This window comes from Helicobacter pylori (genome assembly GCF_014498195.1).
Taxonomy (GTDB): Bacteria; Campylobacterota; Campylobacteria; order Campylobacterales; family Helicobacteraceae; genus Helicobacter; species Helicobacter pylori_DO.
Window position 1 is genome coordinate 118750 of sequence record NZ_JACTGH010000001.1, and the last position, 23872, is coordinate 142621.

The 23872-nt window shown below is 38.9% G+C and carries 13 protein-coding genes and 3 pseudogenes; 10 read left to right on the forward strand and 6 right to left on the reverse strand.

Features of this window, described 5'->3' with window-relative positions; all coding sequences use genetic code 11:
• Window positions 1–45: 45 nt before the first annotated feature.
• The 3 genes and pseudogenes from H7N67_RS00575 to H7N67_RS07915 all read right to left on the reverse strand — a co-directional run.
• Window positions 46–696 (reverse strand): annotated as a pseudogene (locus H7N67_RS00575) (ATP-binding cassette domain-containing protein); the annotation flags it as partial.
• 24 nt (window positions 697–720) lie between these two features.
• A complete protein-coding gene (locus H7N67_RS00580) occupies window positions 721–1044 on the reverse strand; it encodes a hypothetical protein (protein WP_042636186.1) in 324 nt (107 codons plus the stop codon).
• Between the two features lie 10 nt (window positions 1045–1054).
• A pseudogene (locus H7N67_RS07915) lies at window positions 1055–1129 on the reverse strand (ABC transporter ATP-binding protein); the annotation flags it as partial.
• 176 nt (window positions 1130–1305) lie between these two features.
• On the opposite strand from H7N67_RS07915, the gene H7N67_RS00585 reads away from it, so the two are divergent.
• The 10 genes and pseudogenes from H7N67_RS00585 to H7N67_RS00630 all read left to right on the forward strand — a co-directional run bounded on the left by H7N67_RS00585 (window position 1306) and on the right by H7N67_RS00630 (window position 21600).
• The gene (locus H7N67_RS00585) at window positions 1306–2838 is read left to right on the forward strand and encodes a flagellin A (protein ID WP_000885496.1); all 1533 of its coding nucleotides are present in this window, start codon (window positions 1306–1308) and stop codon (window positions 2836–2838) included.
• A 127-nt stretch (window positions 2839–2965) separates the two neighbouring features.
• Window positions 2966–3622, forward strand: coding sequence for a 3-methyladenine DNA glycosylase (locus H7N67_RS00590; protein ID WP_187938703.1), 657 nt, complete (start codon window positions 2966–2968; stop codon window positions 3620–3622).
• Window positions 3619–4236, forward strand: coding sequence for a hypothetical protein (locus tag H7N67_RS00595; protein WP_047418614.1), 618 nt, complete (start codon window positions 3619–3621; stop codon window positions 4234–4236). Before H7N67_RS00590 ends, H7N67_RS00595 begins: the two co-directional genes overlap by 4 nt.
• Window positions 4237–4304: 68 nt before the next feature.
• Window positions 4305–4730 (forward strand): annotated as a pseudogene (locus H7N67_RS00600) (uroporphyrinogen decarboxylase family protein); the annotation flags it as partial.
• Window positions 4731–5029: 299 nt separating this feature from the next.
• Window positions 5030–6049 (forward strand): uroporphyrinogen decarboxylase, encoded by a 1020-nt coding sequence (gene hemE / locus H7N67_RS00605; protein ID WP_187938704.1) that lies wholly within the window; start codon window positions 5030–5032, stop codon window positions 6047–6049.
• 8 nt (window positions 6050–6057) lie between these two features.
• The gene (hefA, locus tag H7N67_RS00610; RefSeq protein ID WP_187938705.1) at window positions 6058–7491 is read left to right on the forward strand and encodes an efflux RND transporter outer membrane subunit HefA; all 1434 of its coding nucleotides are present in this window, start codon (window positions 6058–6060) and stop codon (window positions 7489–7491) included.
• 10 nt (window positions 7492–7501) lie between these two features.
• Entirely contained in the window at window positions 7502–8206 is a 705-nt protein-coding gene (gene hefB / locus H7N67_RS00615; RefSeq protein ID WP_097713070.1) for an efflux RND transporter periplasmic adaptor subunit HefB, read from the forward strand.
• Between the two features lie 12 nt (window positions 8207–8218).
• A complete protein-coding gene (gene hefC / locus H7N67_RS00620) occupies window positions 8219–11299 on the forward strand; it encodes an efflux RND transporter permease subunit HefC (protein ID WP_187938706.1) in 3081 nt (1026 codons plus the stop codon).
• Complete coding sequence (locus H7N67_RS00625; protein WP_187938707.1) at window positions 11296–11865, forward strand: outer membrane beta-barrel protein; 570 nt, start codon at window positions 11296–11298, stop codon at window positions 11863–11865. Before hefC ends, H7N67_RS00625 begins: the two co-directional genes overlap by 4 nt.
• Window positions 11866–12027: 162 nt before the next feature.
• Window positions 12028–21600 carry a vacuolating cytotoxin domain-containing protein gene (locus tag H7N67_RS00630; RefSeq protein ID WP_187938708.1) on the forward strand — a complete coding sequence of 3191 codons (9573 nt, stop codon included), beginning with the start codon at window positions 12028–12030 and terminating at the stop codon, window positions 21598–21600.
• A 62-nt stretch (window positions 21601–21662) separates the two neighbouring features.
• Here the strand turns inward: H7N67_RS00630 and H7N67_RS00635 are convergent, their stop codons facing one another.
• The 3 genes from H7N67_RS00635 to H7N67_RS00645 all read right to left on the reverse strand — a co-directional run bounded on the left by H7N67_RS00635 (window position 21663) and on the right by H7N67_RS00645 (window position 23754).
• The gene (locus H7N67_RS00635) at window positions 21663–22418 is read right to left on the reverse strand and encodes an ABC transporter permease (protein ID WP_187938709.1); all 756 of its coding nucleotides are present in this window, start codon (window positions 22416–22418) and stop codon (window positions 21663–21665) included.
• Window positions 22418–23119: an ATP-binding cassette domain-containing protein gene (locus H7N67_RS00640; protein ID WP_187938710.1), complete on the reverse strand. Its 702-nt coding sequence runs from the start codon at window positions 23117–23119 to the stop codon at window positions 22418–22420. The genes H7N67_RS00635 and H7N67_RS00640 overlap by 1 nt, the downstream gene beginning before the upstream one ends.
• Window positions 23120–23421: 302 nt before the next feature.
• Window positions 23422–23754, reverse strand: a complete 333-nt coding sequence (locus tag H7N67_RS00645; RefSeq protein ID WP_000399944.1) for a hypothetical protein — start codon at window positions 23752–23754, stop codon at window positions 23422–23424.
• Window positions 23755–23872 lie beyond the last annotated feature (118 nt).

Sequence of the window (23872 nt, forward strand, 5' to 3'; positions counted from 1 at the left end):
TCTTTTGAGATTATACCCAAAATTACCAAACAATTTAAGCGCTCGCTAGTATTGTTGTTTCAAAAACAATTCAGAAAATAAGCCCTGTTTCTTTATAAGGGTTTCAAAGTTGCCCTGTTCTATTAGTTTGCCTTGATCTAAAACGATAATTTCATCAGCTTGCTTGACACTATTCATGCGGTGTGTAATAATTAAAGCCATCTTAGATTGCGATTTTTTAAAAATAAAATCCAAAAACTCTTTTTCTATAATGGGGTCAATAGTACTGCTTGGCTCATCTAAAACAACACAATGACTTGGTTTTAAAAAGGCTCTTATGGTAGCTATGCGTTGCTTTTGACCCAGAGAAAAATCTATCCCATTATACTGTGTTCCAAATAATGCGTTGCTATAATCATTAAGACAATTTTGAAAATTTTCATCAAAAGATTTTAGTATTTCTCTTTTTTGCTTTAATTGCTCTTTAGTGATATTGTTTTGCATAAAAAGATTATCATCAATGCTATACCCAGCATAAAGAGAAAAATCTTGAAATATGGCACTCATTTGTTGATGGTAGCTATTTAGTTCCAAGTCTTGCAATGGGTATTTGTTATTAATGATAATTTGACCTGAATTTGGGGTATAAAAACCTAACAATAAATTAATCAGCGTGCTTTTTCCGCTAGCATTCTTGCCGACTAGTGCATAAAATTCAAACTCTAAGGATCTATCTTTTCGTTAGGGTTTAGAGCGATTTGGTTCATCGCATTCAAATGAAAAATTTTTTCCGTCAAACGCTCTAAGGACAAGACCTGATTGTTTACACAATTCCAATGCTTTGTTAAGCTTTTGATTTCTTATCTCTTCCAATTGTTTAATATTCGTATCAAGATAGGCTTCATAGGTTTCTTCTGTCATTATAATTACTCCAAATGTTAAAATACTATAGCCTTTATTTTGATAATAGGTTTTAAGTGCAACAAAGATCACTAAAGCATAAACACCTAAAAGCGCCAATAACCAAAGAGTTATTTTGCTTGTTATGTATAATGCTTTTTTCACTTCAATACCTTTTTGGTGAGCTTTTATAGAGTAAAATGAAAGTCCTTAGGGGAATGTTTTTTATGGTATCCATTGGTGTTTGCATTCGGTGTTTGCATTCAATAAGATTTGGTATAAATTTTCTTTATTATAGCCCATTTTCATGCTCCTTTAAATTTTGCTTTGAAAATAAAGCCCTTTAAAATTTCAAACTTTAACCGATAATAGTTCCAACCAAAAGCAAGGATGCCTTTGGGTTTTTTATAACAAGGAGTTACAACAATGGCTTTTCAGGTCAATACAAATATCAATGCGATGAATGCACATGTGCAATCCGCACTCACTCAAAATGCGCTTAAAACTTCATTGGAGCGATTGAGTTCAGGTTTAAGGATTAATAAAGCGGCTGATGACGCATCAGGCATGACGGTGGCGGATTCTTTGCGTTCACAAGCGAGCAGTTTGGGTCAAGCGATTGCCAACACGAATGACGGCATGGGGATTATCCAGGTTGCAGATAAGGCTATGGATGAGCAGTTGAAAATCTTAGACACCGTTAAGGTTAAAGCGACTCAAGCGGCTCAAGACGGGCAAACCACGGAATCTCGTAAAGCGATTCAATCTGACATCGTTCGTTTGATTCAAGGTTTAGACAATATCGGTAACACAACGACTTATAACGGGCAAGCGTTATTGTCTGGTCAATTCACTAACAAAGAATTCCAAGTAGGGGCTTATTCTAACCAAAGCATTAAGGCTTCTATCGGCTCTACCACTTCCGATAAAATCGGTCAGGTTCGTATCGCTACGGGTGCGTTAATCACGGCTTCTGGGGATATTAGCTTGACTTTTAAACAAGTGGATGGCGTGAATGATGTAACTTTAGAGAGCGTAAAAGTTTCTAGTTCAGCAGGCACAGGGATTGGCGTGTTAGCGGAAGTGATCAACAAAAACTCTAACCGAACAGGCGTTAAAGCCTATGCGAGCGTTATCACCACGAGCGATGTGGCGGTCCAGTCAGGAAGTTTGAGTAATTTAACCTTAAATGGGATCCATTTGGGTAATATCGCAGATATTAAGAAAAACGACTCAGACGGAAGGTTAGTCGCAGCGATCAATGCGGTCACTTCAGAAACCGGTGTGGAAGCTTATACGGATCAAAAAGGGCGCTTGAATTTGCGCAGTATAGATGGTCGTGGGATTGAAATCAAAACCGACAGCGTCAGTAATGGGCCTAGCGCTTTAACGATGGTCAATGGCGGTCAGGATTTAACAAAAGGTTCTACTAACTATGGGAGACTTTCTCTCACACGATTAGACGCTAAGAGTATCAATGTCGTTTCGGCTTCTGACTCGCAACATTTAGGCTTCACGGCGATTGGTTTTGGGGAATCTCAAGTGGCAGAAACCACGGTGAATTTGCGCGATGTTACCGGGAATTTTAACGCTAATGTCAAATCAGCCAGTGGCGCGAACTATAACGCCGTGATCGCTAGCGGTAACCAAAGCTTGGGATCTGGGGTAACTACCTTAAGAGGCGCGATGGTGGTGATTGATATTGCCGAATCAGCGATGAAAATGTTGGATAAAGTCCGCTCTGATTTAGGTTCTGTGCAAAATCAAATGATTAGCACCGTGAATAATATCAGCATCACTCAAGTGAATGTTAAAGCGGCTGAATCTCAAATCAGGGATGTGGATTTCGCTGAAGAGAGCGCGAATTTCAACAAAAACAACATTTTGGCGCAATCAGGTAGCTATGCGATGAGTCAAGCCAATACCGTTCAACAAAATATCTTAAGGCTTTTAACTTAGTTTTAAGAAAGGTGTTTGTATGGGGCTAACGCTTTAAGCGTTGGCTTTTCGCTTTAATTTTTGCTTCTTTTTTAATAAAGTACTCTTTTTGATTTCTTTATTTATACTTTAATTATAGGCGGTTATTGTGTTAGATAGTTTTGAGATTTTAAAGGCTTTAAAGAGCTTGGATTTATTGAAAAACGCCCCTACTTGGTGGTGGCCTAACGCTTTGAAATTTGAAGCTCTACTAGGAGCGGTTTTAACGCAAAACACTAAATTTGAAGCCGTTTTGAAATCTTTAGAAAATTTAAAAAACGCTCGCATTTTAGAAAATGATGATGAAATCAATCTTAAAAAAATCGCTTATATAGAGTTTTCAAAGCTTGCAGAGTGTGTCCGCCCTAGCGGGTTTTATAACCAAAAAGCCAAACGGTTGATTGATTTGAGCGGGAATATTTTAAAAGACTTTCAAAGTTTTGAAAATTTTAAACAAGAAGTAACCAGAGAGTGGCTTTTAGACCAAAAGGGTATTGGCAAAGAAAGCGCGGATGCGATTTTATGCTATGCGTGCGCTAAAGAAGTGATGGTGGTGGATAAATACAGCTATCTTTTTTTAAAAAAAATAGGCATAGAGATAGAAGATTATGACGAATTGCAACATTTTTTTGAAAAAGGCGTTCAAGAGAATTTAAATTCCGCTTTAGCGCTTTATGAAAACACCATTTCTTTAGCGCAACTTTATGCGAGATTCCATGGAAAGATTGTAGAATTTTCCAAACAAAAATTGGAATTAAAGCTTTGATTTTTAGATTTTTCTTAATCTTAAGCCTTTTAAAAGGCGTTTTATTGGCCAAAAAGGATTGGAATTTTTTCAAACCTTTAGAGCCTACTAAAAAATATTTTGGCTCTTTTAAAATCGGCTATCTTTATCAGCATGCAGAAACGACTAAAAGATCCCCCATCCGCCCTAAAAACCGCCCGCCTATTTTAATGGATAAAACTTACCATGACGCTTCTTTAGGCTTTCAAGCAGGGTTCGTTTTAAAAAAGAAAGCTTTATTAGGGGGGTATTTGGATGCTGGAATGGGCGATTCGTATTTCATGAGCGCTGGGTTTATGGCTGGGGTTAGGCTTTTTAAGGGGTGGGTTATCCCTAAAATCGCCTTAGGCTATCAGCTTCAAATTTTAGGGGCTAAGATTGATAAATATCAATTCAATATCCAATCAGCGGTGGGGAGTGTGGGTTTGTTTTTCAATGCGGCTAAAAATTTTGGCTTGAGTATAGAAGCAAGGGGCGGTATCCCTTTTTATTTCATCCAAAGCAAATTTTCTAAGGCTTTCGGCACGCCACGATTGAATATCTATTCTGTTGGTATCACATTCACTTTTTATGACTTTACTAGATTTTTAGGGTAAAATATTCATTTTAAAAGACAACTATAGAGTATAAAAACCATAATTAGACAAACCTTTAAGGATTTATGATGATTTTCATTGATGCATGTTTTAAAAAAGAAACACCTTACACGCCCATTTGGATGATGAGGCAAGCGGGGCGTTACCTTAGCGAATACCAAGAGAGCCGTAAAAAAGCGGGGAGCTTCTTGGAATTGTGTAAAAATAGCGATTTAGCCACAGAAGTTACCCTACAGCCGGTAGAGATTTTGGGCGTGGATGCGGCTATTTTGTTTAGCGATATTTTAGTAGTGCCTTTGGAAATGGGCTTGAATTTGGAGTTTATCCCCAAAAAGGGGCCGCATTTTTTAGAGACGATTACGGATTTAAAAAGCGTGGAAAGCCTAAAAGTAGGGGCTTATAAACAACTAAACTATGTCTATGATACGATTTCTCAAACGCGCCAAAAGCTTTCTAAAGAGAAAGCACTAATCGGTTTTTGCGGATCGCCTTTTTTAGGGGCTAAGATTGATAAATATCAATTCAATATCCAATCAGCGGTGGGGAGTGTGGGTTTGTTTTTCAATGCGGCTAAAAATTTTGGCTTGAGTATAGAAGCAAGGGGCGGTATCCCTTTTTATTTCATCCAAAGCAAATTTTCTAAGGCTTTCGGCACGCCACGATTGAATATCTATTCTGTTGGTATCACATTCACTTTTTATGACTTTACTAGATTTTTAGGGTAAAATATTCATTTTAAAAGACAACTATAGAGTATAAAAACCATAATTAGACAAACCTTTAAGGATTTATGATGATTTTCATTGATGCATGTTTTAAAAAAGAAACACCTTACACGCCCATTTGGATGATGAGGCAAGCGGGGCGTTACCTTAGCGAATACCAAGAGAGCCGTAAAAAAGCGGGGAGCTTCTTGGAATTGTGTAAAAATAGCGATTTAGCCACAGAAGTTACCCTACAGCCGGTAGAGATTTTGGGCGTGGATGCGGCTATTTTGTTTAGCGATATTTTAGTAGTGCCTTTGGAAATGGGCTTGAATTTGGAGTTTATCCCCAAAAAGGGGCCGCATTTTTTAGAGACGATTACGGATTTAAAAAGCGTGGAAAGCCTAAAAGTAGGGGCTTATAAACAACTAAACTATGTCTATGATACGATTTCTCAAACGCGCCAAAAGCTTTCTAAAGAGAAAGCACTAATCGGTTTTTGCGGATCGCCTTGGACTTTAGCGACTTACATGATAGAAGGCGAGGGGAGCAAATCGTATGCCAAAAGCAAGAAAATGCTTTATAGCGAGCCTGAAGTTTTAAAAGCGCTTTTAGAAAAATTAAGCCTTGAATTGATAGAGTATTTGAGCCTTCAAATCCAAGTAGGGGTCAATGCAGTGATGATTTTTGACTCATGGGCTAGCGCTTTAGAAAAAGAAGCGTATTTGGAATTCAGTTGGGATTATTTGAAAAAAATCTCTAAAGAGCTTAAAAAACGCTATGCGCATGTCCCGGTTATCCTTTTCCCTAAAGGGATTGGCACTTATTTGGACAGCATAGATGGGGAATTTGATGTGTTTGGCGTGGATTGGGGCACGCCTTTAGAGGTGGCAAAAAAGATTTTAGGCGGTAAGTATGTTTTGCAAGGGAATTTAGAACCCACCCGCCTTTATGATAAAAACGCTTTAGAAGAAGGGGTTGAAAAGATTCTAAAGGTCATGGGCAATCAAGGGCATATTTTTAATTTAGGGCATGGGATGCTACCGGATTTACCCAGAGAAAACGCAAAATATTTAGTGCAATTAGTGCATGCTAAAACCAGACGATAGGGGGACTTATGAATACCATTATAAGATGCATGAGCTTATTAGGTTTGTGTGTTACTCTAACTCTAGCCCAAACCCCCTCTAAAACCCCAGATGAAATCAAGCAAATCCTTAACAATTATAGCCATAAGAATTTAAAACTCATTGATCCGCCGACAAGTTCTTTAGAAGCGACACCGAGTTTTTTGCCCTCGCCCAAAGAAACAGCGACCACGATCAATCAAGAGATCGCTAAATACCATGAAAAAAGCGATAAAGCCGCTTTGGGGCTTTATGAATTGCTAAAAGGGGCTACCACTAATCTCAGTTTGCAAGCGCAAGAACTCAGTGTCAAGCAAGCAATGAAAAACCACACTATCGCAAAAGCGATGTTTTTGCCTACTTTGAACGCGAGTTATAACTTTAAAAATGAAAACAGGGATACCCCAAACTTTAAGCATTATAACACGCAACAACTCCAAGCTCAAGCCACATTGAACGTGTTTAATGGTTTTAGCGATGTGAATAATGTCAAAGAAAAGTCTGCGACTTATCGCTCTAATGTAGCCACTTTAGAGTATAGCCGCCAAAGCATATTTTTGCAAGTGGTGCAACAATACTATGAGTATTTTAATAACCTCGCTCGCATGATCGCTTTACAAAAAAAATTAGAGCAAATCCAAACGGACATTAAAAGGGTTACCAAACTCTATGACAAAGGGCTAACCACCATTGATGATTTGCAAAGCCTAAAAGCGCAAGGGAATTTGAGCGAATACGATATTTTGGACATGCAATTCGCTTTGGAGCAAAACCGCTTGACTTTGGAGTATCTCACTAATCTCAATGTGAAAAATTTAAAAAAGACCACGATTGATGTACCTAATTTGCAACTAAGAGAACGAAAAGATTTAGTCTCTTTAAGGGAGCAAATTTCTGCGCTCAAATACCAAAACAAACAACTCAACTATTACCCCAAGATAGATGTGTTTGACTCATGGCTTTTTTGGATCCAAAAACCCGCTTACGCTTTGGGGGGTTTTGGGAACTTATTCCCGGGCCAGCAAAACACGGCTGGGGTTACTGCGACTTTGAATATTTTTGATGATATAGGGTTGAGCTTGCAAAAACAATCCATCATGCTAGGCCGATTAGCGAATGAAAAGAATTTAGCGTATAAAAAGCTAGAGCAAGAAAAAGACGAACAGCTTTATAGAAAATCGCTTGATATTGCCAGAGCCAAGATTGAATCTTCAAAGGCCAGTTTGGATGCGGCCAATCTTTCTTTTGCCAATATTAAGAGGAAATACGACGCTAATTTAGTGGATTTCACCACCTATTTAAGGGGCTTAACCACGCGCTTTGATGCGGAAGTGGCTTACAATTTAGCGCTCAACAACTATGAAGTGCAAAAAGCCAACTACATTTTCAATAGCGGGCATAAAATAGACGACTATGTGCATTAAGGGAGTGGAAATGATACGAAAGATTTTAATGGGACTTTTTTTGAGTCTTTTGAGTTTGGAAGCTGGCGAGAAAGTGTATGCGATTTTCAATGTGAAAGCGATACAAGATTCCAAACTCACCTTGGATAGCACAGGGATTGTGGATAGCATTAAGGTTACTGAGGGGAGCGTGGTCAAAAAGGGCGATGTTTTGTTGCTTTTGTATAATCAAGACAAACAGGCTCAAAGCGATTCCACCGAGCAACAACTCATTTTCGCTAAAAAGCAATACCAACGATACAGCAAAATTGGGGGCGCTGTGGATAAAAACACTCTAGAGGGTTATGAGTTCACTTACAGGCGTTTGGAATCGGATTACGCTTATTCTATTGCGGTATTGAATAAAACCATTTTAAGAGCCCCTTTTGATGGCGTGATAGCGAGTAAAAACATTCAAGTGGGCGAAGGGGTGAGCGCGAATAACACGGTGTTATTGAGATTAGTCAGCCATGCCAGGAAATTGGTTATTGAATTTGATTCTAAATATATTAATGCAGTCAAAGTGGGGGATACTTACACTTATTCTATAGACGGGGATTCCAATCAGCATGAAGCCAAAATCACTAAGATTTACCCCACGGTTGATGAAAACACCAGGAAAGTGAGCGCTGAAGCCCTTTTATCTAAGCCTATGGCAGTGGGGCTTTTTGGCGATGGGTTTATCCAAACGAAGTGATAGGGTATTTTGATGTATAAAACAGCGATTAATCGTCCTATTACGACCTTGATGTTCGCTTTGGCGATCGTCTTTTTTGGGGTGATGGGGTTTAAAAAACTGAGCGTGGCGCTTTTCCCTAAAATTGATCTGCCTACGGTGGTGGTTACTACGACTTATCCTGGGGCTAGCGCTGAAATCATAGAGAGTAAGGTAACCGATAAGATTGAAGAAGCGGTTATGGGGATTGATGGGATCAAAAAGGTTACTTCTACGAGTTCTAAAAATGTGAGTATCGTCGTCATTGAATTTGAGTTAGAAAAACCTAATGAAGAAGCCTTAAACGATGTGGTCAATAAAATTTCTTCGGTGCGTTTTGATGATTCCAACATTAAAAAACCCTCTGTCAATAAATTTGATACCGATAGTCAAGCCATTATTTCATTGTTTGTGAGCAGTTCAAGCGTGCCAGCTACAACCCTTAATGACTACGCTAAAAACACCATTAAGCCCATGCTCCAAAAAATCAATGGGGTAGGGGGCGTGCAGCTTAACGGCTTTAGGGAGCGCCAGATTAGGATTTATGCCGATCCCACTTTGATGAATAAATACAACCTGACTTATGCGGATCTTTTCAGCACGCTTAAAGCGGAGAATGTGGAAATTGATGGGGGGCGCATTGTCAATAGCCAAAGGGAATTGTCTATCTTAGTGAATGCGAATAGTTATAGCGTTGCGGATGTGGAAAAGATTCAAGTGGGTAATCATGTGCGTCTTGGCGATATTGCAAAAATTGAAATCGGTTTGGAAGAAGACAACACTTTTGCGAGTTTTAAAGACAAACCCGGTGTGATTTTAGAAATCCAAAAGATTGCCGGAGCGAATGAAATTGAAATCGTGGATAGGGTGTATGAAGCTTTAAAGCGCATTCAAGCCATTAGCCCCAGCTATGAAATCAGACCCTTTTTAGACACTACGAGCTATATCCGCACCTCTATTGAAGATGTGAAATTTGACTTAGTCTTAGGGGCGATTTTGGCGGTTTTAGTGGTGTTTGCGTTCTTGCGTAACGGCACGATCACTTTAGTTTCAGCGATCTCTATCCCTATTTCTATCATGGGGACTTTTGCGCTCATTCAATGGATGGGCTTTTCATTAAACATGCTCACCATGGTGGCTTTAACGCTAGCGATAGGGATTATCATTGATGATGCGATCGTGGTGATTGAAAACATCCATAAAAAGCTAGAAATGGGCATGAACAAACGCAAAGCAAGCTATGAGGGGGTGAGGGAAATTGGCTTTGCTCTAGTGGCGATTTCAGCGATGCTGCTCTCTGTTTTTGTGCCTATAGGGAACATGAAAGGCATTATCGGGCGCTTTTTCCAAAGCTTTGGGATCACGGTGGCTTTAGCGATCGCTTTATCGTATGTGGTGGTCGTTACGATTATCCCCATGGTAAGCTCAGTCGTGGTCAATCCCAGGCATTCTCGTTTTTATGTGTGGAGTGAGCCTTTTTTTAAGGCTTTAGAGTCTTATTACACCAGATTGCTCCAATGGGTGTTAAACCACAAGCTCATTATCTTTATAGCGGTGGTTTTGGTGTTTGTGGGTTCGCTTTTTGTGGCTTCTAAGATCGGTATGGAGTTCATGCTGAAAGAAGATAGGGGGAGGTTTTTAGTGTGGCTTAGGGCTAAACCGGGCGTGAGCATAGATTACATGACACAAAAGAGTAAGATCTTTCAAAAAGCGATTGAAAAGCATGCTGAGGTGGAATTTACCACCTTGCAAGTGGGTTATGGCACCACACAAAACCCTTTTAAGGCTAAAATTTTTGTGCAACTCAAGCCTTTAAAAGAGCGCAAAAAAGAGGGTGAATTGGGGCAATTTGAGTTGATGAGCGCTTTAAGGAAAGAGTTAAAAAGCATGCCTGAAGCTAAAGGTTTAGAGAGTATTAATCTTTCTGAAGTCTCGCTTTTAGGCGGCGGTGGGGATAGTTCGCCCTTCCAAACCTTCGTATTCTCCCATTCTCAAGAAGCGGTGGATAAAAGCGTGGCGAATTTGAGAAAATTCTTATTAGAAAGCCCTGAATTAAAAGGCAAGATTGAAGGCTATCATACGAGCACGAGCGAATCGCAACCGCAATTGCAACTCAAAATTTTAAGACAAAACGCCAACAAATACGGCGTGAGCGCTCAAACCATCGGTTCAGTGGTGAGCTCTGCTTTCTCTGGGACTTCTCAAGCGAGCGTGTTCAAAGAAGATGGCAAAGAATACGACATGATCATCAGAGTGCCTGATGACAAGCGCGTTTCTGTAGAAGACATCAAACGCTTGCAAGTGCGTAACAAATACGATAAATTGATGTTTTTAGACGCTTTAGTGGAAATCACAGAAACTAAAAGCCCGTCCAGTATTTCTCGCTATAACCGCCAACGCAGCGTTACGGTGCTCGCTCAACCTAAAGCGGGTATCTCTTTAGGGGAAATTTTAACGCAAGTGAGTAAAAACACTAAAGAATGGCTGGTTGAGGGGGCGAATTACAGATTTACCGGTGAAGCGGACAACGCTAAAGAGACTAATGGGGAGTTTTTAGTCGCTTTAGCGACAGCGTTTGTGTTGATTTATATGATTTTAGCGGCGTTGTATGAATCCATTTTAGAGCCTTTTATCATCATGGTTACCATGCCTTTAAGCTTTTCAGGGGCGTTTTTTGCTCTAGGTTTAGTCCATCAGCCTTTGAGCATGTTCTCTATGATAGGCTTGATCTTGCTCATTGGTATGGTGGGTAAAAACGCCACGCTTTTAATTGATGTGGCGAATGAAGAGCGTAAAAAAGGTTTGAATATCCAAGAAGCCATTTTGTTTGCCGGCAAAACCCGTTTAAGACCGATTTTAATGACGACCATTGCGATGGTTTGCGGCATGTTGCCTTTAGCGTTGGCGAGTGGGGATGGAGCGGCGATGAAATCCCCTATAGGGATTGCGATGAGTGGGGGCTTGATGATTTCTATGGTGTTAAGCCTACTCATTGTGCCGGTGTTTTATCGTTTGCTCGCTCCCATAGATGACAAACTCAAGCGGTTTTATCAAAACCAAAAAACTTTAGAATGAAAAAGATTGTTTTCATTTTGGCTTTATGGGTGGGCTTGTTAGGGGCGTTTGAGCCTAAAAAAAGTCATATTTATTTTGGGGCTATGGTGGGTTTAGCCCCTATTGAAATAACCCCAAAACCCGTTAGCGATTCTTCTTACACGGCTTTTTTATGGGGGGCTAAAGGGGGGTATCAATTCGCTTTTTTTAAAGCTCTAGCGTTAAGGGGTGAATTTTCCTACCTTATGGCGATCAAACCCACCGCATTGCACACGATTAACACTTCTTTATTGAGCTTAAATATGGATGTGTTGAGCGATTTTTACACTTACAAAAAATACAGCTTTGGGGTGTATGGGGGGCTTGGGATAGGGTATTTTTATCAAAGCAACCATTTAGGCATGAAAAATAGTTCGTTTATGGGTTATAACGGCTTGTTTAATGTGGGGCTTGGCAGCACGATTGCTCATCACCACCGCATAGAGCTTGGGGCTAAAATCCCTTTTTCAAACACCAGAAATTCTTTTAAAAATTCTTATTTTTTAGAGAGCGTTTTTATCCATGCGGCTTATAGTTATATGTTTTAAGAGAGGTATATTATAGAAAGTAACTGACTGATGGGTTTTATAATGAGATTGGTTACTAACATGTAAAAGGAGTTGTTTTGTTTTCTTTTAATTGATAAAATGATCTTTTTATTGTAGATAGTGTTAAGAAATGTAATTATATAATATGAAAGGGTTCAAAATATGACTTATAGAAATAGCAAAATAGATTTAAAGAATGAACGCTTTAGTAAAAACCGCTCTTTTAAGGGCATTAAAAAGAAAATCGCTAAAAAATACACGATCAAAAACTCGCCTTTGATAATTTATTCCTTAAAAACGCATTCAAATCCTTCTCTATCCATTAATAAAAAAATCTTCTTAGGGCTTGGGTTTGTTTCAGCTTTGAGTGCTCAAAGTGAAGATTATAATAGTTCGGTGTATTGGCTCAACAGCGTGAATGAAAACAATAACAACAAATCCTACTATATCAGCCCCTTACGCACTTGGGCTGGGGGGAATAGGAGTTTTACGCAAAACTATAACAATAGCAAATTATATATAGGGACAAAAAATGCGTCCGCAACGCCCAACAATTCTTCTATATGGTTTGGGGAAAAGGGCTATGTAGGTTTTATTACAGGGGTTTTTAAGGCAAGAGATATTTTTATCACAGGGGCTGTTGGCTCAGGTAATGAGTGGAAAACCGGTGGGGGTGCGATACTGGTTTTTGAAAGCTCAAACGAACTAAACACTAATGGGGCTTATTTTCAAAATAACAGAGCTGGGACACAAACTTCTTGGATCAATTTGATTTCCAACAATAGCGTGAATTTGACAAACACGGATTTTGGCAACCAAACCCCTAATGGGGGCTTTAATGTTATGGGGCGAAAGATTACTTATAATGGCGGAACAATCAATGGTGGGAATTTTGGCTTTGATAATGTGGATAGCAATGGCGCAACCACCATTAGCGGGGTAACTTTCAATAATAATGGCGTGCTCACTTATAAGGGTGGGAATGGTATTGGGGGGAGCATCACTTTCACTAACTCTAATATCAATCATTATAAGCTCAATCTTAACGCCAATAGCGTTACTTTTAATAACAGCACTCTGGGGAGCATGCCTAATGGCAACGCTAGCACCATAGGGAATGCCTATATTCTTAATGCAAATAATATTACCTTTAATAACTTGACCTTTAATGGGGGTTGGTTCGTTTTTAATAGATCTGATGCTCATGTTAATTTTCAAGGCACAACCACGATCAATAACCCCACTTCACCCTTTGTCAATATGAGCGCTAAAATTACCATTAATCCTAATGCGATTTTTAATATTCAAAATTACACGCCTAGCATAGGGAGCACTTACACGCTTTTTAGCATGAAAAATGGCTCTATCGCTTACAATGATGTGAATAATTTATGGAATATCATCAGGCTTAAAAACACGCAAGCCACAAAAGACGCTGATAAAAATCATACAAGCTCAAATAACAACACCCACACTTACTATGTAACCTACAATTTAGGCGGCACGCTCTATAATTTCAGACAAATTTTTAGCCCTGATTCCATTGTTTTACAATCCGTTTATTATGGTGCGAACAATATTTACTACACCAATAGCGTGAATATCCATGACAATGTCTTTAATTTAAAAGATATTAACGATAATAGGGCTGATGCGATTTTTTATCTCAACGGCTTGAACACTTGGAATTACACTAATGCGAGATTTGCTCAAACCTATGGCGGGAAAAACAGCGCTTTAGTCTTTAACGCTACGACCCCTTGGGCTAATGGCAGTATCCCTAAATCTAACAGCACGGTGCGTTTTGGGGGGTATGAGGGAGTCAATTGGGGGAAAACGGGCTATATCACCGGCACTTTCACAGCCGATAGGGTTTATATCACCGGTAACATGATGTCTGGCAATGGCGCTCAAACCGGTGGGGGGGTGACTTTGAATTTTGTGGGCGCGACTGAAGTTAATATCGCTGGGGCTGATTTTAAAAACCTAAAAACCACTTCGCAAAACTCTTACATGACTTTTATGGCGTTAGGGAATGGCTCTGGGAGTGGTAAGATCAATGTTTCTCAATCTGATTTTTACGACTGGACGGGTGGGGGGTATGATTTTACCGGTAATGGCGTTTTTGATAGCGTGAATTTCAACAAGGCTTATTATAAATTTCAAGGCGCTGAAAATTCTTACAATTTTAAAAACACGAATTTTTTAGCAGGGAATTTCAAATTTCAGGGCAAAACCACCATTGAAAAATCCGTTTTAAGCGACGCTTCTTACACTTTTGATGGCGCGAATAACACTTTTACTGAAGACAAATTTAATGGCGGTTCGTTTAGTTTCAACCACGCAGAGCAAACAAACGCTTTTAATAACAACTCGTTTAATGGCGGATCGTTTAGTTTTAACGCTAAGCGAGTGGATTTTAATGGGAATGTTTTTAATGGGGGCGTGTTTAATTTCAACAATACCCCTAAAGCCAGTTTTACTAACGACACTTTCAATGTGAATAACCAATTCAAAATAAATGGCGCTCAAACGGATTTTACTTTCAGTAAGGGCGTTGTTTTCAACATGCAAGGGCTTTTGAGCAGTTTGAGCGTAGGCACGACTTATCAATTGCTCAGCGCTAAAAGCGTGGATTATAAGGATAATAACGCTTTGTATCAAATGCTGCGTTGGATTAGTGGGGAAAACCCTAGCGGTAAATTAGTGGATGAAAATAAAACCGCGCCAAACAGTGCTAAAATCTATAATGTCCAATTCACCGATAACGGCTTGACTTACTACATTAAAGAAAATTTTAATAACGGGATCACGCTCACTCGTTTATGCACTCTAGGCTATACGCATTGCGTGAATATCCATAATGATGCGTTTAATCTTAAAAATATCAATAACAACGCCAGTAACACCGTGTTCTATCTCAATGGCATGACGACTTGGAAGATCGCTGGCACAGGCGTTTTCACGCAAGATTATAGCGGCACTAACAGCGTTTTAGTGTTCAATCAGACCACCCCTTTTCTTGATGGAGCGAATCCCACTTCTAATAGCGTGGTGGGTTTTGGGAAAACTTCAGGGGCTGAATGGGGGCTAGTGGGCTATATTCAAGGCGTTTTTAAAGCCAATCAAATTGACATTACCGGCACCATTCGCTCTGGTAATGGGGCCAAAACCGGTGGGGGTGCGACTCTAGTGTTTAACGCTCAAGAGCGTTTGAATATCGCTAACGCTAGTTTGAATAACGATAAAGCCGGTTTGCAAAATTCATGGATGAATTTCATTGTTAATAATGGTAATTTGAATGTAACAAACGCAAATTTTAGCAACCAAACCCCCCATGGGGGCTTTAACCTTAAAGCCAATAATATCACTTGGGATAAAGGCTCTGTGAGTGGGGGGGGGAATTTTGGCGTGGATAACGCTAGTGCTAATGGGAATGCAGTGATTAAAAATGTTAATTTCAGCGATAACGGCACTTTGATTTATAAAGGGAGTGAAAACAACGCCGGAAATTCTTTAACCCTAGAAAACAACACTTTCAATTCTTATAATATTAACGCCAAAGCGCAAAACCTTATTTTCAATAACAACTCGTTTAATGGCGGTAGTTATTCGTTTAACGACACTAAAAATGTTACTTTTAAAGGCACAAACACACTCATTAACAGCGATCCTTTCAGCCGCCTTCAAGGATCAGTTTCTATTGAAAATAATAGTATCTTTAACATTGAAAGGGATTTGACCGATAAAACCACTTACACGCTTTTAAGCGGGAATAACATTAAATATAATAATCAAATTTTAGCGGATAGTGTTTTTTCAAAAAATTTGTGGGATTTGATCCATTATGACGGCGAACGAGGGACTCTATTAAGAACGGATAACAACACTTTTTTTGTGCAATTCACCCAAAGCAACGGCCAAAAATTTGTTTTTGAAGAGACTTTTAATCCGGGTTCTATCACCTATAAATATTTCACTATCCATTCTTCACCTTTCCACACAGACGCTGATTCTAAAGACATTTGGAGTCAGGTGAGGAAGCAATTTGATTTCATTCCAGGAAAAACCCCGGTGTGCGTTGGGGTGTGCTATATCGCGCCCTATAAAAATCAAGACCTTATTGGATCTAGCGCCTTTGCGTGGTCGCTGAACTTTGGGGCTACGGTGGTAGGGACTTTGCTTTTAGGGAGCGCGCAAGAAAAGGCTAATAACAATGGCGGATCTATCTGGTTTGGTAAGAATAATTTGCTGTATTTGCATGGCAATTTCAACGCGACTAATATCTTTTTAACGAATAACTTTAATGTTGGCAACCCTAATGCTGGCGGTGGGGCGACGATCAATTTTAACGCTGATGAAACCTTGAACGCTGACGGGTTGAATTACACGAATTTCCAAACCGTGGCTATGGGCTTACAAACCAGCGCGAGTCAGCATTCTTGGGCGAATTTTAATTCCAGGCTTTCTATGGGTATTAAAAACTCTAACTTTAGGGATTTCACATGGGGAGGCTTTAATTTTAATTCAGGGCGCATGGTTTTTGAAAACACCACTTTTAGCGGCTGGACTAATATTAACGGAGCGACTGAAAGCGGTTCGTCGTATGTGAACATGGTTGCGAATACGGATTTGATATTCACTGATTCCATTTTAGGAGGAGGTATCCGCTATGATTTGAAAGCTAATAACATTATTTTCAATAACTCTCAAATGGTTATTGATGTGTCTAAGAATGTGAATCAGTCTTCATTGAATGGGAATGTTACTTTCAATCATTCCAGGCTTTCAGTCAAGCCCAACGCTGCTATTAATATTGGGGATAGCCAAACCCAAACGACTTTAGAAAACGCTTCAAGCCTTTCTTTTTACAACAACAGCGTGGCGAATTTTAACGGCACGACCGCTTTTAATGGGGTGTCTTACTTGAATTTAAACCCTAACGCTCAAGTCAGCTTCAATCAAGCGAATTTCAATAACGCTAATGTAACCTTTTATGGCATTCCGCTATTTGGTAAAACGCCCAATTTTGGCAACTCTGCACGCCTTATTAATTTCAAAGGGGACACAAACTTTAATCAAGCCACGCTCAATTTAAGGGCTAAAAATATCCATTTGAATTTCCAAGGGGTTTCCACTTTTGAAAATAACTCTACGATGAATTTGGCTGAAAGTTCTCAAGCGAGCTTTAACGCTCTTAGCGTGGAGGGGGAAACGAATTTCAATCTCAACGGTTCAAGCTTATTGAGTTTCAATGGTAACAGCGTTTTTAACGCCCCTGTGAATTTCTACGCTAATAATTCTCAAATTTCTTTCACTCATTCGGCGACTTTTAATGCAGACGCTTCATTTGATTTAGGCAATAACAGCGCCCTGAATTTTCAAAGCGTTCTTTTAAATGGCGCTCTAAACCTTTTAGGCAATAGCGGTAACAATCTAGCGATTAATGCTAAAGGGAATTTTAGTTTTGGATCTCAAGGGATTTTGAATCTGTCTTATATGAATCTATTTGGGGGGGATAAAAAAGCTTCCGTTTATGATGTGTTGCAAGCCCAAAATATTAGCGGCTTAATGGGGAATAACGGCTATGAGAAGATCCGTTTTTATGGCATCCAGATTGAAAAGGCTGATTACTCGTTTAATAATGGCGTTCATTCTTGGAGCTTCACTAACCCGCTCAACACGACTGAAACGATTACAGAAACCTTACATAATAACCGCTTGAAAGTGCAGATCTCTCAAAACGGCATTTCTAATAATGCAATGTTCAATCTCGCTCCTAGCTTGTATTTTTACCAAAAAAACTCTTATGATGAAAGCTCTAATTCCTATAATCACACAAGCGATAAAGCCGGCACTTATTATTTGAGTAGCAGTATCAAAGGCTTTGGTAAGAATAATGAAATACCCGGGACTTATAACGCGCAAAACCAACCCTTACAAGCCTTGCACATCTATAATCAGGCTATTACTAAGCAGGATTTAAGCGTGATCGCTAATTTAGGTAAGGAATTTTTGCCTAAAGTGGCTAAGCTTATCGCTTCAGGGGCTTTAGACAATCTCAATCTCAATAGCCCGGATAGCTTTGAAACGATTTTTAGTATCTTAAAAGAATATGGCATTACTTTAAACCAAGCGAATTGGAAGAGCTTATTGAAGATCATCAATAATTTTTCTAACACGGCTAATTATCATTTTTCTCAAGGCAGTCTCGTTGTGGGGGCGATCAGAGAAGGGCAAACGAACACGAATAGCGTGGTGTGGTTTGGAGGCGATGGGTATAAAAATCCATGCGCGGTTGGGGATAACACTTGCCAGATGTTCAGGCAGACTAATTTAGGGCAGTTGCTCCATTCTAGCGCGCCTTATTTAGGCTACATTAACGCTAATTTTAGGGCTAAAAACATTTACATTACAGGGACAATCGGCAGTGGGAACGCTTGGGGGAGCGGAGGGAGCGCGAATGTGTCTTTTGAAAGCGCGACAAATTTAGTGCTCAATCAAGCCAATATTGACGCTAAAGGGAGTGATAAGCTCTTTTCTTATTTAGGCAAAGAGGGCATTGATAAGCTTTTTGGGGAAAAGGGCTTGGGGAATATCCTTTCTAATATTATTTATGAAGAAAGCTTGAATAATAACGCTATCCCTAAAGATTTAGCCAACATGATCCCTAAAGATTTGGGATCTAAGACTTTAAGCTCTTTGCTTAGCCCTACTGAAGTGAATAATCTCTTAGGCGTGAGCGCTTTTAAAAATGCGATCATGGAAATTTTAAATTCTAAAACGGTGGGCGATGTTTTTGGTGAAAACGGGCTTTTAAATGCGCTAGATCCTATAAAAAGAAAAGAAATCGATCAAATGCTTTTAGAGCAAATCCAAGCCCATTCTTCAGGGTTTGAAAAATTCATCGTGAAAACTTTAGGGATTGAAAATGTAGAGAATTTCATCAATACTTGGTATGGCAAACAAAGCTTGAGTTCTTTTGCTAATAATTTTGTGCCTGGAGGCTTAAATCAAGCCCTGGATAAAATAGGCTCTAGCGCTGATGCCAAAGACTTACAGGGTTTCTTGGATAAAACGACTTTTGGGGATATTCTCAATCAAATGATCAATCAAGCCCCCTTAATCAATAAGCTCATTTCTTGGCTGGGCCCACAGGATTTGAGCGTATTAGTGAATATCGCTTTAAATAGTATCACTAACCCTAGCGAAGAGCTATCTAGCATTATTTCTAGCATAGGCGAAAAAGCGTTAAACGATTTATTAGGCGAAGGCGCAGTGAATAAAATCATGAGCAATCAAGTTTTAGGGCAAATGATCAATAAAATCGTCGCTGATAAGGGCTTTGGAGGCATTTATCATCAAGGTTTGGGATCCATACTGCCTAAATCTTTACAAGATGAGTTGAAGCAATTGGGCTTAGGGTCTTTACTAGGATCTAGGGGGTTGCACAATCTTTGGCAAAAAGGGAATTTCAATTTCTTAGCTAAAGATTATGTGTTTATCAATAACAGCTCCTTTAGTAACGCCACAGGGGGGGAATTGAATTTTGTATCGGGCAAGTCCATTGTTTTTAACGGGAAAAATACGATCAATTTCACGCAATATCAGGGCAAGCTTTCTTTTGTATCTAAAGATTTTTCTAATATTTCATTAGACACTTTAAACGCTACCAACGGCTTAACGCTCAATGCGCCACGAAATGATATTAGCGTTCAAAAAGGTCAGATTTGCGTGAATGTCTTAGATTGCATGGGCGAGAAAAAAGCTCATTCTTCAAGCGCGACAGCCCCAACTAATGAAACGCTAGAAGTGAATGCGAATAATTTCGCATTCTTAGGATCAATTAAAGCGAATGGCTTGGTGGATTTTTCAAAAGTCTTGCAAAATACCACGATTGGGACTTTGGATTTAGGGCCAAACGCTACTTTTAAAGCGAATAATTTGATCGTGAATAACGCTTTTAATAATAACTCTAATTACAGGGCTAATATTAGCGGTAATTTCAATGTGCTTAAAGGAGCGGCTCTCAGCACGAATGAAAATGGTTTGAATGTGGGGGGGAATTTTAACAGCGAAGGGCCATTAATCTTTAATCTTAATAACCCCACCCATCAAACGATTATCAATGTAACTGGCACTTCTACGATCATGTCTTATAACAATCAAGCTTTAATCAACTTTAGCACCCAACTCAAGCAAGGCGCTTATACGCTTATTAACGCTAATCGCATGGTTTATGGCTACGATAATCAAACGATTCTTGGGGGGAGCTTGAGCGATTACCTCAAACTTTACACCCTCATTGATTTTAACGGCAAACGCATGCAATTGAATGGCGATTCGTTAAGCTATGACAACCAACCGGTCAGTATTAAAGATGGGGGTCTTGTGGTAAGCTTTAAGGACCATCAAGGGCAAATGGTGTATTCATCTATCCTTTATGATAAAATTCAAGTTACCGTCTCTGATAAACCCATGAGCATTCAAGCCCCTAGTTTGGAGTATTATGTTAAACGCATTCAAGGTAGTGCTGGTTTGAATGCGATCAAATCTGCGGGCAATAATTCCATTATGTGGTTGAATGAGCTTTTTGCGGCTAAAGGGGGTAATCCCTTGTTCGCTCCTTATTATTTGCAAGACAATCCCACTGAACACATTGTTACTTTAATGAAAGATATTACCAGCGCTTTAGGAATGCTCTCTAACTCCAATCTCAAAAACAACTCCACTGATGTTTTACAGCTCAACACTTACACGCAACAAATGAGCCGTTTAGCCAAGCTTTCTAATTTCGCTTCTTTTGATTCAACGGATTTTAGCGAACGCTTGAGCAGTCTCAAAAACCAAAGATTTGCTGATGCGACCCCTAACGCGATGGATGTGATTTTAAAATACTCTCAAAGGGATAAACTAAAAAACAACCTTTGGGCGACCGGTGTTGGGGGCGTGAGCTTTGTGGAAAATGGCACAGGAACGCTCTATGGTGTCAATGTGGGCTATGACAGATTCATTAAGGGGGTGATTGTTGGAGGGTATGCGGCTTATGGGTATAGCGGGTTTTATGAACGCATCACTAATTCTAAATCCGATAATGTAGATGTGGGCTTGTATGCGAGAGCCTTTGTTAAAAAGAGCGAGCTGACTTTTAGCGTTAATGAAACTTGGGGGGCTGATAAAACCCAAATCAGCTCCAACGACGCTCTGCTTTCTATGATCAATCAGTCTTATCAATACAGCACATGGACGACGAACGCGAAAGTCAATTACGGGTATGATTTCATGTTTAAAAATAAGAGCGTGATTATCAAACCTCAAATTAGTTTAAGGTATTACTATATTGGCATGAGCGGTTTAGAAGGGGTGATGAATAACGCGCTCTATAACCGGTTTAAAGCGAACGCTGATCCGTCTAAAAAATCCGTTTTAACGATTGATCTTGCTTTGGAGAACCGCCATTATTTCAACACAAACTCTTATTTTTATGCAATTGGCGGCGTTGGTAGGGATTTGCTTGTAAGGTCTATGGGGGATAAATTGGTGCGTTTTATTGGTAACAACACTTTGAGCTATAGGAAAGGCGAGCTTTATAACACTTTTGCGAGCATCACTACAGGCGGGGAAGTGAGGTTGTTTAAAAGCTTTTATGCGAATGCTGGGGTGGGAGCTAGGTTTGGATTGGATTACAAAATGATCAACATTACCGGGAATATTGGAATGCGTTTAGCGTTTTAGGGGGTTGGGGCTTACCCCTTTTTTGAGCCATTAAACAATTGATAAATGGTGGGATTAAGGATTTAACGCATGCGTTCTTTTGGTGTTAGTAACATGCGATTAGCGCTTAGTAAAAATAAAATAATGCCACCAATAATGAAAAATGTTGAAGTTGCTAAAACCAGTATAGTATCAATCCCTTGAAAAGCTTTGATTAGAAGTTGATTAAGGTAGTAAAAAATAGATGTTTTGATAAATAATTGACCAATATTAGGTAGGTATTCTAAAGGAACAAAAACATTACAAGACATTAGCGCATAGAGATTGATGATATTACAAAATCCTAAGATGCTTTGTTCGTTTTGAAAAATTCTAGCTACAAAAATGGCCAAGCAAAAACAAAACAATGCGCTTGAAAAAACACTAACAAACCCCAAAATAAGTGCTTTAAAATTAAGAATAGTGATGATATTGAGCGCATAAAAAGAGAGAACAATAAAGATAAAAGCATATAGGATTACAACGATTAGTCTTGAAGCGATTAATGCTAGAGTTATTTGTTTGAAAGTTGCTGGTGATAGCATGTAGAACAAGAATATATTATGCGATCTAGAGCTTGTTATAGCTTGAGTGAGGCCAAAGATCGCGCTAGAAATAATAAGGAGTCCCATTAGACCTATGATGCTATTAAAATAAAAAACCTCAGTGGTATTTTTTGAAAAAACAAAAACTAGTAGTAAGAGCATTAAAATGGGATAAATAAAAGTCCAAAATAATGCACTTGTATTGGTAAGATAAGATTTGATTTCAAGCTTTAAAATAGATAGAATTGCACCCATTAAATATCCTTTAGTAATGCCAATAAGTCTTTTGCGGTCGGTTTTTCTTTAAGGCTGAAAGATATAGTTATAGTTTTTAATATAGAATCTAAAGTCTCATATTTAGCAATGTTGCCACCATTAAGAAGCAATACCCATTCGCAACTTTCTAAAACAATGGGATCATGAGTGGCGATGATACTTGTAAGTTGTTGGGTGTTGCGCAAGCTTATGAGATTTGATAGTCTTATAAGAGCGTTTTGCTCTAAACTGGTTTCTGGTTCATCCATAATAATTAATTGGGGGTGGTGGCTAAGAGCTAAATCAATCTTTAAGCGCTGTTTTTGTCCATCGATTAGGTGTTCGTAGGTTTTATTCAAAAGATTTTTTTCAAATAGATTTGGAGTGCAGTTTTTGTGAAAAAATTGATAGAATTTAAAAAGGTCGTTTGCGTTTAATCCAGGTGGGTAGTTGAATAGGTTAGAGACAACTCCCAATTGCTTGCGTTGTGGTATAACATTGTCGTGGTATGGAATATTATTGTTTTGTGCTTTAAAATTATAGTCTTCTCTAATGCCTAGAATAGTGTTGATAAGCGTTGATTTTCCAGCACCATTTGTGCCAATAATGGCTGTACTAGTATGACTTTTAAAAGAAAAATCTTGTATATTTAAAGCGTTTTTAAACATGGTTTTTGGGTGTATGCTGATGTTAGAAATCATAAAATCCCCTTTAATAGAAATGATTTAAAACCCTATTTAGGGTTATTATATTCAAATGATGGTTTTATTGAGCGTAGTGTTACTAAAAAATTAACTGATATTTGTTAAAACAAGCCAAAAGCGTTACTGACAGACACGATTCAAGCGAGTGGAACGATTTTAAAAAGCGTTTTAGCTCTAAAAAATGGAAAAAATCAAGGCTTTGAATAAGAAAGACCCTAAAAAGCTAGAGAAACGGAGTTTTTTGATTTCTTATTATCAAAACCCTAAATATTCTCTCGTTTTTTGCCCGCTATTGGCTTTTATGGGTGTTTTAGCATATAAAACTCCAACGCTTTTTCAAAGAGGAGCGAGCGATTAGGAAAACCTTTCTCTTTCATGTATTCATCCACTTTAGCCATAAAACTAGGCGAGAGTAAAACGCTATGATTGATTCTTCGCTCTTTACTTGTTTTTTCTTCGTATTCTATCTCTTCTATTTCAGCCAACAAACTGGGCGAGAGCGAAATGTTAAAACTGCTCCTTCGTTCGCTGCTCACTTTTATTTCTGCTTCTAGCTCGGCTAATTCGGTTAGCAACCTTTTGCGTTTGGCTTGTAAAGCCTGAATGGTTGTGTGCACTTTATGGTGTTCCATCATTGCTCCTTAAAATATCTTTATTTTTCGCATTCTACTATAAAATAGGATTTTGTGAGTAAATTCATTAAGAATGAAAATTGGAATTTTTCTTTAGAATTTAACCGGGTATTTGATT